The organism is Actinomadura fibrosa (assembly GCF_900659615.1).
GTDB classification, from domain to species: Bacteria; Actinomycetota; Actinomycetes; order Streptosporangiales; family Streptosporangiaceae; genus Spirillospora; species Spirillospora fibrosa.
This window is the reverse complement of record NZ_CAACUY010000018.1, coordinates 53,860-66,649: the sequence shown is the minus strand read 5'-3', so window position 1 is coordinate 66,649 and position 12,790 is coordinate 53,860. Positions and strand designations below refer to the sequence as shown.

General features: G+C 72.4%; 13 protein-coding genes. 6 read left to right on the top strand and 7 right to left on the bottom strand.

The window, feature by feature from the left end; genetic code table 11:
* Positions 1-56: 56 nt before the first annotated feature.
* Entirely contained in the window at positions 57-470 is a 414-nt protein-coding gene (locus E1300_RS09975; RefSeq protein WP_165502767.1) for a nuclear transport factor 2 family protein, read from the bottom strand.
* A 72-nt stretch (positions 471-542) separates the two neighbouring features.
* On the opposite strand from E1300_RS09975, the gene E1300_RS09970 reads away from it, so the two are divergent.
* Positions 543-1,424, top strand: coding sequence for a LysR family transcriptional regulator (locus E1300_RS09970; RefSeq protein WP_131756597.1), 882 nt, complete (start codon positions 543-545; stop codon positions 1,422-1,424).
* Positions 1,425-1,444: 20 nt separating this feature from the next.
* Here E1300_RS09970 and E1300_RS09965 read toward each other — a convergent pair whose 3' ends face one another.
* Complete coding sequence (locus E1300_RS09965; RefSeq protein WP_131756596.1) at positions 1,445-2,428, bottom strand: helix-turn-helix transcriptional regulator; 984 nt, start codon at positions 2,426-2,428, stop codon at positions 1,445-1,447.
* Between the two features lie 413 nt (positions 2,429-2,841).
* Here E1300_RS09965 and E1300_RS09960 point away from each other — a divergent pair, with 413 nt between their 5' ends.
* From E1300_RS09960 to E1300_RS09940, 5 genes are all read left to right on the top strand, one after another.
* Positions 2,842-3,054: a hypothetical protein gene (locus E1300_RS09960; RefSeq protein ID WP_131756595.1), complete on the top strand. Its 213-nt coding sequence runs from the start codon at positions 2,842-2,844 to the stop codon at positions 3,052-3,054.
* Positions 3,055-3,093: 39 nt separating this feature from the next.
* Positions 3,094-3,768, top strand: coding sequence for a helix-turn-helix transcriptional regulator (locus E1300_RS09955; RefSeq protein WP_131756594.1), 675 nt, complete (start codon positions 3,094-3,096; stop codon positions 3,766-3,768).
* 226 nt (positions 3,769-3,994) lie between these two features.
* The gene (locus E1300_RS09950; RefSeq protein ID WP_131756593.1) at positions 3,995-4,888 is read left to right on the top strand and encodes an SRPBCC family protein; all 894 of its coding nucleotides are present in this window, start codon (positions 3,995-3,997) and stop codon (positions 4,886-4,888) included.
* The gene (locus tag E1300_RS09945) at positions 4,885-6,054 is read left to right on the top strand and encodes a zinc-dependent alcohol dehydrogenase (protein ID WP_131756592.1); all 1,170 of its coding nucleotides are present in this window, start codon (positions 4,885-4,887) and stop codon (positions 6,052-6,054) included. The genes E1300_RS09950 and E1300_RS09945 overlap by 4 nt, the downstream gene beginning before the upstream one ends.
* Positions 6,055-6,917: 863 nt before the next feature.
* A complete protein-coding gene (locus E1300_RS09940) occupies positions 6,918-7,325 on the top strand; it encodes an NUDIX hydrolase (protein ID WP_131756591.1) in 408 nt (135 codons plus the stop codon).
* A 38-nt stretch (positions 7,326-7,363) separates the two neighbouring features.
* Here the strand turns inward: E1300_RS09940 and E1300_RS09935 are convergent, their stop codons facing one another.
* The 5 genes from E1300_RS09935 to sfnG all read right to left on the bottom strand — a co-directional run bounded on the left by E1300_RS09935 (position 7,364) and on the right by sfnG (position 12,737).
* Positions 7,364-7,837 (bottom strand): flavin reductase family protein, encoded by a 474-nt coding sequence (locus E1300_RS09935; RefSeq protein WP_131756590.1) that lies wholly within the window; start codon positions 7,835-7,837, stop codon positions 7,364-7,366.
* Complete coding sequence (locus E1300_RS09930; protein ID WP_165502766.1) at positions 7,834-9,006, bottom strand: LLM class flavin-dependent oxidoreductase; 1,173 nt, start codon at positions 9,004-9,006, stop codon at positions 7,834-7,836. The genes E1300_RS09935 and E1300_RS09930 overlap by 4 nt, the downstream gene beginning before the upstream one ends.
* 30 nt (positions 9,007-9,036) lie before the next feature.
* Positions 9,037-10,233, bottom strand: coding sequence for an SfnB family sulfur acquisition oxidoreductase (locus E1300_RS09925; RefSeq protein ID WP_131756589.1), 1,197 nt, complete (start codon positions 10,231-10,233; stop codon positions 9,037-9,039).
* Between the two features lie 65 nt (positions 10,234-10,298).
* On the bottom strand, positions 10,299-11,510 hold the full coding sequence (locus E1300_RS09920) for an acyl-CoA dehydrogenase family protein (RefSeq protein ID WP_131756588.1): 1,212 nt from the start codon (positions 11,508-11,510) through the stop codon (positions 10,299-10,301).
* A gap of 126 nt (positions 11,511-11,636) precedes the next feature.
* Positions 11,637-12,737 (bottom strand): dimethylsulfone monooxygenase SfnG, encoded by a 1,101-nt coding sequence (gene sfnG, locus E1300_RS09915; protein ID WP_242619043.1) that lies wholly within the window; start codon positions 12,735-12,737, stop codon positions 11,637-11,639.
* Positions 12,738-12,790: the final 53 nt, after the last annotated feature.

Here is a 12,790-nt window from a genome sequence, read left to right as displayed (position 1 = left end):
GGTCAACCCTCGGCGCCGAACTCCGGCTCAGCGTGCCGACCGCCGCGGACGAGCCCCTACTCGCCCGGCGGGCCGATGCGGTCGAGAACGCGCTCGACCAGGGAGGTGTCGCAGTGTTCGACCACTTCCGTGAGGCGGCCGTCGGCGACCCGGAAGACGAAGCAGTAGGTCTGGTCGTAGCGCTCACCGCGCTTGGTGGTCGCGGTGGAACGCGCCTGGACGACGACGCGGTCGCCGTCGGCGAGGATCAGGTCCGCCTCGCTGCGGTAGTCGGCGAACTGCGCCATGAGGGGCCGGAGCAGGTCGCGCAGGACGACCTCCTTCGGCTCCCACGTGCCGGACCACGACCAGTCGCCCGGGAAGACCCAGCGGAAGTCGTCGGCCATCGCCTCGCTCATCGCCCGCGTGTTGCCCGCGGCCATCTGCTCGAAGATTCCCTGGAGCAGCTTCCTGTTCTCTTCAGTGCTCATGCGGAGGAGGCTAGGGAGCCGACCAGCCATGCCACAAGCAACTGTCTGGCATATCTGGTATCAACATTGCGCATGAGTGAGTTCACGGTGGCGGGGCTGCGGGTGGTGCGGGAGGCGGCCCGGCACGGGTCGTTCTCGACGGCGGCCGAACGGCTCGGCTACACGCAGTCGGCCGTCTCCCGGCAGATCGCGCTGATGGAGCGGGCCGCCGGGCGGGCGCTCTTCGAACGGCAGGCGCGCGGCGTCCGTCCGACCGAGGCGGGACGGCTGGTGCTGCGGCATGCCGAGGTGGTCCTCGGCGAGCTCGACGCCGCACGGCAGGGGCTCGACGACCTGGGGACGCGGTCACCCCGGCGGCTGCGGGTCGGCGCCTTCTCGACCGCCATGGCGGGGCTCGTGCCCCGGGCGATCGCCGCGTCACCGCAGGTCAGAGTGCCACTGCGGGAGGGGCTGAGCCCGCGCCTGCTGACCGCGGTCGCGCGGGGACGGCTCGACCTGGCGGTGGTGTCCGGTCCGCGGAAGGCACCGGCAGGCGTCGAGCTCGTACCGCTGCTTGACGATCCGCTGCTGGTGGCCGTCCCCCTGGACCACCGGCTGGCGGGCAGCGTCGGCGTCACCCCGGGCAGGCTCCGCGACGAACGCTGGATCGCCGGGAGCACCGAACCCGAGACCACCCTGCTCGGTGCCTGGAGCGACGACGCGCAGGTGGCGTTCGTCGCCCGCGACTGGGTCGCCAAGCTCGGGCTCGTCGCGGCCGGCCTCGGCGTCACCGTGGTCCCGGGCCTCGCCGTGCCGATGGTGCCGCCCACGGTCGCCCTGGTCCGCATCGACCATCCGTCGGCCGTCCGGCCGACGATGATCGCCCAGGGCCCCGGCGACCGGCGGTTCTTCATCGAGGCGCTGCGCGACGCCGCCGCCGAACTGGCCGCCGAACTGCGCCGCAGGCTGCGCTGAGCCGGGGCGCGGTCAGGCGGTCACCGGTGCAGGGTCTGGCTGGGGAGCCGGCCGTACCGGCGCCGGTAGAGGGCGGCGAAGCGGCTGGGCTGGTAGAACCCCCAGCGGGCGGCGACGGCGGTGACGGTGGTGCCGTCGCCCGGGACGGCGTCGGACAACTGCCGGTGGGCCTGTTCCAGGCGGACCTGGCGCAGGTAGCCCATCGGGGTGGTGTCGCAGTGGCGGCGGAAGGCCAGCTGCACCGCGCGGGGGGTGACGCCCGCGGCGCTGGCGATGTCGGGCAGGGCGACATCGGTGTCCGGGTGGGTCTCGATGAAGGCGATGGCGCGGCGCAGGGCGGCGGGGTGGGCGTCGGTGCGGTCGGCGCGCGTGGGCGGCGAGATGGCGCTGTTGGGGAAGACGGCCAGGGCGGTGGCGGCCAGCAGCCGCGCGACCGGGCCGATGAGCAGCGGTGAGGCGGCGGCGGTGGGGTCGGCGAGCAGGCCGTCGACGAACTCGGTCGTCCGGTGCCATTGCTGGACGTGGTCGTCCCTCGGCTGGGGGGACAGGAACTCCCAAGGCGTGCCGCAGTCCTCGCGTGCCGCACCGGTCGCCGCGGTGAGGAGCGAGTGGGGCAGGACGACGGTGCGTACGCGCATCTGGTGGGTGCGGGCGATGGTCTCGGACCGGGGACGGGCGCCGAGGAAGACGTCCCCGGGACCGAAGCGGTCGCTGCCCTTGCCGCTGTCGTAGCCGACGCGTCCCTCGACGAGCGTGTTGACGATGACCTCGTCCCGCCCTTCGAGCTTGAAGGTCATGTCGATCGGCAGCGTCACGTCGCCGGTGGTGAACGGCCCGGCGTCGATCTGGGTCAGATCGACCTGCCAGCGGGTGTCGGAGGCGGTGCCGATCCGCAGCCGGGCGCTGTAGGCGCGGTCGATGAAGTCCCGCGCCAGGCCGGGGTCGCGGGTGGCGAACGAGATCCGGTGCGGACCGGTACCGCTCTGCGGTGTCTCGGCGGTCATGACGCTCCCCGTTCGGCACGGGCCAGGATCGGAGGTGCCGGACGCCGATAACACTAGGCATGGCCGTGCGGATAACGAAGGCCTTCGCCCGAATCCGTATCGGTCCGTCGCGGCGTCACCGCATGTCGTGACGCTGAAGGTGAAGGCCGCGGCTCGGCACCGGCGGAAGTTTCGTTTTCGGTGCTGTCGGCGGACGGCCGGTTCGCTTGCGGTGTTGCCGGACCGGCGGGTCGGCTCCGACACTGGTGCCCGTGCAAGACCGATCAGAAGCGCCCGGGCACGCAGGTCAGACCCGCTTCGGACAGGCGATCCCGGCGGACGCGGCGCGAGCGGGTGCGGCGGCTGCCGCCGAACCGGTGGCCGCGGGCCGCCCGGAGGCACCGTCCGCTGACGCGTTCCACCGTGCCGCGACGGTGCGAGCGGCGGCTGAGAAGGCCAAGCTTCGCGCGGCGTCGCTGAGGCAGGAGTACGAGATGCTGGTCGCCGAGATCAGGCTCACCCTGAGCGAGGACCACGGGCGCCTGCTCCCCGCCCGGCTCGCCTGGCCTCACCCGAACAGCGCACAGGAACGGCAGATCGCAGGTCATCCGTCGCCCGCGCACCGGTATGCCGCGCGACGTCACTGATCGGCGGCGGCGCCGCGCGGGCCATGCTACGAGGCGGCCATGACCACCGATCGACCGCCCACCCGCCGGACGAGCACCGCGGAACCACCGTTCGCGTCCGCCTCGTCCGGTGTCGCCGCACTACCGGACGGCGCCCTCCGCGAGGCCGACGAACTGGTCCACACCGCCGCCTTGGTCCGGGCCAGCACCCGGCGACTGCTGGCCGACACCGAACGCCTGCGCGCCGAACTGAGTCGGCTGCAGGCGCACATGTGCCAGCTCCAGAGCCGTCTCGTCGACCTACCTGATGACCGCGACCCCGGTAACGGCACGGGCCCCTCCCCGGACACCACCACATCGGGCACCTCGCCGACATACCAGGGCCTGCCAGCGACGCTGCGACGCGCCCTCGCCTTCGTCGACGCTCACGCCCACCAGGACATCACCCTGGCCGACATCGCCACCGCCGCGGGCGTCACCCCCCGAGCCCTGCAATACAGCTTCCGCCACCACACCGGCCTGTCTCCCCTGACCCACCTGCGCCAGATCCGCCTACAGCGCGCCCACCACGACCTGACCGCCGCCGACCCCGTCGACGGGGCCACAGTCGCGGCCATCGCCGCCCGCTGGCATTTCCGCCAGCCCGGACGCTTCGCTGTCCACTACCGCGCCGCCTACGGCCGCTCACCCCGCAGCACACTTCACACCCCCGCACCCACCGGTACCGAGGCTTGATCAGCCGGACGCCGCTCCTCGCCGACAGCCGGACACGCAGCGCCCCAAGCTTCGGCAAAGACGAACGAGGGAAGGCCGGGCGTCCCAGCGACCTGCGCTTTCGCAGCCGGAACCGCGGGTGTCATCAGTCCTGTCAGGGGCAAGGGAGGGGGGACGCGGGGGGCGTCAGCAGACCGGGGGCCGCCTGCGGCGTACGCACACGCCACCGCAACCTGTGTTAGGACGCATGATGACCGACAGACTCGCCCGTGCGCTCGGCTGGACCAGCCTCGCGCTGGGCACGGCGCAACTGGCGGCGCCCAGGGCCGTGACCGGCCTGTGCGGCGTCGATGACGCGCCCGAGGCCACGACCGTCGCCAGGCTCGTCGGCGGGCGCGAGCTCCTGCACGCCGCCCTGCTGCTCGGCGCCAAGAACCCGGCACCGTGGGCGTGGACGAGGGTCGCCGGCGACGCGATGGACCTCGGCGTCCTCGGCAGGGCCGCGGCCAACCGCACGGGCGCCCGGCGCACCCGCGCGCTGACCGCCCTCGGCGCGGTCGCCGGGCTCACCGTCCTCGACGCCGCCTGCGCCCGGCGCGGCACCGCCAAGGCCAAGGGCCCGCTCCAGATGCGCGCCTCCATCACCGTCAACAGGCCGCGCGAGGAGGTCTACCTGTTCTGGCGGGAGCTGGAGAACCTGCCCTCGTTCATGGTCCACCTGGACACGGTGCGCTCCCTCGACCGGCGCCGCTCCCACTGGAGGGCGAAGGGCCCGATGGTCGACCTCGAATGGGAGGCCGAGATCATCGACGAGCGGGCCGGCGACCTCATCGCCTGGCGGTCCGTGCCCGGCAAGGGCGTCTCCACCGCCGGCCTGGTCGGCTTCACCGACGGGCCCGGCGGGCGCGGCACCGTCGTGGACGTCTCGCTGGAGTTCGGCATGCGCGGGCGCAGGCTCGCCGCCGCCGTCGCCCGGATGTTCGGCGAGCACCCCGAGCAGCAGGTCCGGGACGACCTGCGCCGCTTCAAGCAGGTCATGGAGACCGGCGAGGTGGTCCGCTCCGAGGGCAGCCCCGAGGGCCACCGCGCCCTGCGCCAGCTCCACCAGCATCCCGCACAGCCGATCGGAGGACGGACATGAAGGCCAACGTCTGGGCGGGCCGCAACCACGTGGAGGTCCGCGACGTCCCGGACCCGCGGATCCTCAACGCGCGCGACGCGATCGTCCGCGTCACCTCGACCGCCGTCTGCGGCTCCGACCTGCATCTCGTGGACGGCTACATCCCGACCGTCGAGAAGGGCGACGTGCTCGGCCACGAGTTCATGGGCGAGGTCGTCGAGGTCGGCCCCGGCGTGCGCGACCTGCGCCCCGGCGACCGGGTCGTGGTGCCGTTCCCGATCGCCTGCGGCGCCTGCTTCGCCTGCGAGGACGGCCTCTACTCCGTGTGCGAGAACTCCAACCCGAACGCCGGGATGGCCGAGAAGCTGATGGGCCACTCGCCCGCCGGGATCTTCGGCTACTCCCACATGCTGGGCGGCTACGCCGGCGGGCAGGCCGAGTACGTGCGCGTCCCGTTCGCCGACGTCGGTCCCATCAAGATCGAGGACGACCTGCCGGACGAGAAGGTGCTGTTCCTGTCGGACATCTTCCCCACGGGCTTCATGGGCGCGGAGATGTGCGACATCAGGCCGGGCCAGACGATCGCGATCTGGGGCGCGGGGCCGGTCGGGCAGCTCGCCGCGGCCAGCGCGTTCCTGCTCGGCGCGGACCGGGTCATCGTCATCGACCGGTTCCCGTACCGGCTCAGGGTGGCCCGGCGGACCGGCGCCGAGGTCCTCGACTACGAGGAGGTGAACGTGCTCGACGCGCTGCGCGACATGACCGGCGGACGCGGCCCCGACGCCTGCATCGACGCCGTCGGCATGGAGGCCCACCACCCGACGCCGGCCATGTACGCCTACGACCGCGGCAAGCAGGCCACCCGGATGGAGACCGAGCGCCCCTACGCGCTGCGCGAGGCCATCATGGCCTGCCGCAACGGCGGCGTGGTGTCCGTCATCGGCGTCTACGGCGGCTTCGTGGACAAGTTCCCGATGGGCACCGTCATGAACCGGTCCCTGACCATCCGCGCGGGCCAGTGCCACGTGCACCGCTACACGGAGCCGCTGCTGGACCGGATCCGCGCGGGCGAGATCGACCCGAGCTTCGTCATCTCGCACCGAATGCCGCTCAGCGAAGCCCCGCGCGCATTCGAACTCTTCAAACACAAACAGGACGACTGCAACAAGGTGGTCCTCACCCCGTAACCGGCCGCACAACCAAAAAGCTACCGGCGCCCCAGTTGCCGGCAGACCCGTAGGCGGTGTGATCGTTACTGGGCGAAGAACTGGTGGAGGGCTGTGTAGCAGGTGGCCTGGGTGATGGTGTCGTGGGGGAGTCGGCGACGGCACTCTCTGCCGATCCACGTCGAGCCTCGGCGCCGCGGCTTGGGCCTGTGCGGGTGGGCGTGCGGAACGCTGTGGCGGACCGTGTGAGCCCGATGCCGCAGCCTCGTTGGATACAGGAGCGGCTTCCAGGGGCGCTGGTTGGCGGTGCTGGCTCGTGGCGGTTCCGGTGCTGAGACACTCTCCGGCGGACGAGGAGCATGCTTGCGGTGCGGTCGTCGCTGTTCAGAGGACTCTCGCCCAGGTGCAGCCGGCACCCTGGGCGGTGCCGAGCCTCGTGTGGCCGCGTTCGGCGCCCATGCCTTGGCGGCGGTCGGGGTGATGCGCTCGGTGGGAGTCGACCACCTGCCGAGTTGGAACGCCGCCAGTACGCCCGTGGCAACGAGCGCGCCTGCGATGGTGCGAGTCGTCCACTTCTGTGCGCGGGAGGGCGGCCGGCGGTGTCTGTGGCGGGGTTTGACTCGCCATGGCCCATCGGACTTAGGCGGGGTGTGGTTGCGGGATGCCAGAAGCGGGTCATTCACCATCCTGCATGAGTACCGAAGGCGGGCGCCTGTGACCGGCAGGACCCGCCTCGCCCTTGACTATGTTGACCGAAATGGCAGTCCCGCTTAACGAGACGGCGATTTGGTCTTCGCGCGCCTCCACTGACGGCGGCTGTGCGATGTCACGCGAGCTGTCGTCGCCCAGGCAGCGGGGGACGGTTCGCCTGTTAGATTCCCCTCATGCGGACGCCCCCGACCTGGCCCGTTTCGGTGAAGGGCGTTGCTGCGGCGGATGGCCGGGTCGTGCTGCTGAAGAATGAGCGCGACGAGTGGGAACTGCCCGGCGGCCGTTTGGAGGCCGGCGACGCCAGTCCCGAGGCCGCGGTGGAACGCGAGCTCGACGAAGAGACCGGCTGGCAGGTCAGGGCGCAGCGGCTGCTGGATGTGTGGATCTACCAACCGCTTCCTGATTCCGACCGACGCGTCGTCATCGTCACCTACGGCTGCACCGTCCTGACTCCCGAGGTCGTCCCACTCGTCAGCCATGAGCACAAGCAGATCGGCCTGTTCACCCTCGATGAGCTGTCCGGGCTCCGCTTGCCTGATGGCTATCGCCGGTCGATCGCCGCCTGGATGGCGGAGCGGTAGCGGCCACGCCCGAGTCGTCCGGCGACGTGAGTGGGATTTCAGGTGAGGCGGCGGAAGGTGCTTTTGTGGAAGACGAGTGGGGGGATCTCGGTGGCGGCGTCCAGGTCGTGGACGCGGAAGACCACGATGTCGTGGTCGCCGGAGCGGAACTGCTGCTCGATCGAGCAGTCGTACCAGGCCGTGGCGCCGTCGAGGAGGACGGAGCCGTCCGGGGTGGCGCGCCAGTCGATCCCGGCGAACCGGTCGGGTGCGCGGGAGCCGATTCGCCGTCCCGCGTGCTCCTGGTGGGCGCCGAGGACGCTGATGCCGATGCGGGGCAGGTCGCGCAGCAGCGGCCAGGTCGTCGAGGTGTGCGCGACGCAGACGGAGACCAGCGGCGGGTCCAGGGACACGGGAACGAACGAGCTGGCAGCGATGCCGGACGGGCGTCCGTCCACGAGGCCCGCGACCACGGCGACGCCCGTCGGGTAGGCGCCGTAGACGCGGCGCAGGTCGAGTCCGACCTTGGTCATGCCGAGGTCTCCTTGGGGAGGAAGGCGTTGTGTCCGGCGACGGTGGCGCGGGTGTCGTGGAAGAGGCCGCGCTGGACGAGCCGCGGGAGCACTCCTTCCCCGAACCAGTACAGCTCCTCCAGGTGGGGGTAGCCGGAGAGGACGAACTCGTCGATGCCGATCTCGGCGTACTCGGCGATGCGGTCGGCGACCTCGGCGTGCGAGCCGACGAGGGCCGTCCCGGCGCCGCCGCGGACGAGGCCGACTCCGGCCCACAGGTTCGGCGCCACCTCCAGCGCGTGGGGGTCGCGCCATGTGCCGTCGGCGCGGCTGGCCTCGTGGAGCTCGCGCATGCGCCGCTGGCCGGTGGACTCGCTGCGGGCGAGGCTGGCCTGCGCACCGGCGACGGTGTCCTCGCCGAGCGCTTCGACGAGGCGTCCCGCCTGGCTCCATGCCTCTTCGGACGTGTCGCGGGAGATGACGTGGAGCCGTATGCCGAAGCGCGGCTTGCGGCCCCGCTCGGCGGCCAGCCCCCGGATCCAGTCGATCTTGGCGGCGACCGCGTCGGCCGGTTCGCCCCAGGTCAGGTAGACGTCGGCGTGCTCGGCGGCGACGGGGCCCGCCGCCGGGGAGGAGCCGCCGAAGTAGAGCGGCGGTACCGGGTCGGGGACGGTCGGGAGGCTCGCGGCGTCGATGTCGAGGTGGGTGCCGCGGTGGGTGACCGTCTCGCCGCTCCACAGCCGCCGCACGACCGACAGGAACTCGTCGCAGCGCGCGTACCGCTCGTCCTTGGAGAGGTGGTCGCCGTAGGCGCGCTGCTCGTGGGCCTCGCCGCCGGTGACGACGTTGAGCAGGAGCCGTCCGGGGGCGTGCGCGGAGAACGTGGCGGCCATCTGCGCGGCGAGCGTGGGACTGATCAGCCCGGGACGGAACGCCACCAGGAACGCCAGCCGCTCCGACTCGCGCGCCAGCATCGCCGTGGTCAGCCAGGCGTCCTCGCACCAGGCGCCGGTGGGGGTGAGCGCGCCGGTGAAGCCGAACTCCTCGGCGGCGCGGACGATCGACGACAGGTAGCCGATCGACGCGCGGCGGTCGCCGGCCGCCGCGCCGGCGAGCTGCCCGTGGCCGCCTCCCACGATGTAGCGCGAGTCTCCGTAGGTGGGCAGGAACCAGTGCAACGTCAGGGTCACGATGTCTCTTTCCTTGTGCCGGGGCGGGGCTCAGAGCTGGCCGTGGCGCGGGGGCGGGGTGCCGGACAGCAGCCAGCGGCCGACGTGCTGTACCTTCCAGCGGGCCGGGTCGTGGAGGGTGTGCGTGCGGGCGTCGCGCCAGTGGCGGGACAGGTTGAGCGAGTCGGCCGCCGAGCGCGTCCCGCCCAGCTCGAACAGCGCGGACGACGCCTCCAGCGCGGCGCGGGCCGCGGCGACCTTCGCCACGGCCGTCGCCACCGACGCCCGCGCGGTCGTGTCGGCGGTGGGCTCGCGTTCGGCGGCGTCGATCGCGCCGGCGGCCTCGCGGAGGAGCGCCTCCGCGCCCCGGACGGTGATCTCCAGTTCTCCGGCCTGCTGGACGACCAGGGGGTCCCCGGCCGCGGTGTCGGCGCCGCTCTCGAACCACGGCCGCGCTTTCGTCACGGCGGTGACCGCGGCGTTCAGCGCACCGCGGGCGATGCCCGCGTCCAGTGCCGCGTGGAGGATCTGGGCGCGGGCGCCGTAGGTCGTCGGGCCGTCGAACAGGGAGGTGTACGGGACGACCTCGGTGGCGTCCACGCGCACGCCGGTGAGCCGGACGGTGCCGCTCGCGGTGGTGCGCTGGCCCATGCCGTCCCAGTCGTCCTCGACCGTGACGCCCGGAGTGTCGCGGCGGATGTAGGCCAGGGCCTTCGGCGCGGCGCCGTTGCCGCCCGCGGGTTCGTCGGCGAGGACGGCGCGGACGACGAGCAGGTCGGCGAAGAGGGCGCCGGTGCTGTAGAACTTCTCGCCGTCCAGCACGTACCCGCCGTCGCCGGTTCGCCGCAGGGTCGTGGCGTCGTCGGTGACCGTGCGTCCGCCCCGTTCGGACTGGGCGTTCGCGAACCGCGCGCCGTGGAGCGCCTCGGTGAAGTACCGCCTCTGCTGCTCTTCCGTGCCCTGGCGGCGCAGCGCGTCCAGGAACACGAAGTGGCTGTGCGGGATCTGGGCGAGGCTGGCGTCGGCGGTGGCGAGGATCCGGAACACCTCGGCCAGGACCGCCACGCTCACCTCCGGGCCGCCGAACCGCTTCGGGACGGTGCTGCCGAGCAGCCCGGACGCCGAGAGCTCGGCGACCTCGGCGGCGGGCGGGCGCCGTTCGCGGTCGCGGTCGCCGGCCTGCGGGGCGAACGCGGCGGCGAGCTTGCGCGCGGCCTCCACGGCCTCGTCGCCGGAGCGGATCGTCATGGGTCTCCCTTCGCCGGATCGGTCCCGCGGCGGCGGAGGAGGACCGCCACGGGACCGGAGCCGGATCAGCGGTAGAGCGAGAACTGCGGGGCGCGCCGGTTCAGGGCCCAGTCCCCGACCTCGCGCGCCTTGTAGGCGACCGGGTCGTGGACGGTGTGGGTGCGCAGGTTGCGCCAGTGCCGGTCGAAGCCGTAGGCGCTGGTCGTCGCCCGCGCGCCCTGGATCTCGAACAGCCGCGACGCCGCCGCCAGCGCGACCTTCGTGGTCAGGTACTTCGCCTCGTAGATGGCGATGGCCGCCTCGGCGCGCTGCTCCTCGGTGAGGGACGGGCCGGTGTCCAGCGCCGTCTGGAGGGCGTCCCCGGCCCGGTCGGCGAGCAGGGCGGCGGCGCGGATCTCGCTCCGCAGCTCGCCCACGGTCTGGAGGATGTACAGGTCGTCGGTGGCGGCGTCGACGCCCGAGGTCTCCCACGGCGCCGCGTGCAGGCGCGTCCAGTCGAGGGCCTCCTCGAACGCGCCCTCGGCCGTCCCGATGTAGAAGTTGACGAACGCGAGCTGCCAGTGGGGCGTGACGAGCGTCTGGTAGGGGGTGAGCGTCCGTCCGGTGAGCGGGTCGGGGCCGAGGATCTCCGAGCGCTCGACGCGGGCGCCGTCGAACTCGACGCCGCCGGAGTCGGTGAGGCGCTGGCCGATGTTGTCCCAGTCGCCGAGGGCGCGGAACCCCTCGCGCCCGCCGGGCAGCGAGACGAACACCAGCTCGCCCTCGTAGGACGCGGTGACCGACAGGTGGTCGCCGAGGCTCGCGCCGGAGGCGAACGAGCGGCGCCCGTCGAGGCGGAAGCCGTCCCCGTCGCGGGTCAGGACGAGGTCCGATCCGCCGCGCGGGTTCTGCACCCCGCCCCAGAACAGCTTCTCCTCGCCGTTGCGGCGGGAGAGGGCGTCGGCCTGCTCGGGCGTCCCGAACAGCGGCGCGATGCGGGTCTGCGCGTAGTGGTAGCCGATGAGGTGGGCGATGGACGTGTCGCCGCGCGCGATCCGGCGGGTGATCTGCGCCGCCTGCGCGTAGCTGAGTCCGTCGCCGCCGTACTCGACGGGCTCCTGGACCTGGAGGAGGTCGTGCGAGCGCAGCAGCTCGACCTCGGCGCGCGGCGTCCGGCCGGCGCGGTCGCGCTCGGCGGCGGTGGCGCGCAGCTCGGCGGCGACGAGGTCGGCGCGCTCCAGGGCGGCGGCGAAGCGCTCCTCGCGGTCCGTCTTCTTGGCGGTGGTGGCGATCGACATGCTGGTTTCTCTCCTCAGAGGGGTTGCGGACTGGTCGTGGACGCACGGCCACGACACAGCGCACTGCACGTCCTCAGCAGGTCGATGTGGCGTCGGCGGACGAGGCGCATCGGGAGCCCGGCCCCGCTAGGAACCGGCCCGCGCCGGCTCCGCGCGCTCGGCGTCGGCGGCCTCCAGCTCGCGGACCAGCGGCAGGACGCGCTTTCCGAAGTACTCGACGTCCTCCAGGTAGTGCAGGAAGCCGAGCAGGAACAGGTCCACGCCGAGGCGCTTGTAGGCGACGATCCGCTCGGCGATCTGCTCGGGCGTGCCGATCAGCCCGGTGCGGAAGCCGTCGTTGTACTGGACGAGGTCGGCGAACTCGGAGTCCTGCCACATGCCCTTGCCGTCGGACGTCGACCGCCCGGCCTGCTTGACGGCCGAGCCGAAGCCCTCCACGGCCTCCCGGTCGGCCTTGGCGACGATCTCGCGCAGCACCTCGCGGGCCTCGGCCTCGGTGTCGCGGGCGATCATGAACCCGTTGAGGCCGAACCGCACCCGCCGTCCGTGCAGGGCCGCCTCGGCTCCGACGTCGGCGATCTGCTCGGCGACGCCGTCGAAGTCGCGGCCGTTGCTGAAGTACCAGTCGGACACCCGTCCGGCCATCCGGCGCGCACTGGTGGAGTTGCCGCCCTGGAAGATCTCGGGGTGCGGGCGGTCCGGTCCCGCGAGGGGCTTCGGCTTCAGGTCGAAGTCGTGCAGGCGGTAGAAGTCGCCGGCGAACTCCGCGTGCTCGGACGTCCAGATCTCGCGCAGGACCCGGATGAACTCCTCGCTGCGCCGGTACCGCTCGTCGTGCTCCAGCCACGGCTCGCCGAGCTTGGTGAACTCGTCCTTGAACCAGCCGCTGACGACGTTCACCGCGGCCCGTCCGCCGGACAGCTGGTCGGCGGTCGCGATGAACTTGGCGAGCACGCCCGGGTGCCACAGCCCCGGATGGATCGCCGCGATCACCTTCAGCCGCTCGGTGGCGAGCAGCAGCGCGAGGCTGAAGCCGGTGGACTCGTGCTGGTAGGCGGCACCGTAGGACGCGATGTACCGGACCTGGCTGAGCGCGTACTCGAACCCGTTGTTCTCGGCGAGGACGGCGAGCTTCCGGTTGTAGTCGTATCCCCAGTCCGTGCGCTGCTCGATCTTGCTGACGACCAGGCCGCCGCTGACGTTCGGCACCCAGTAGGCGAACTTCACCGCCTCCGAGTTTTCTATATTCCCTATAGACATAGTTAAGATTGTGCGCGCCG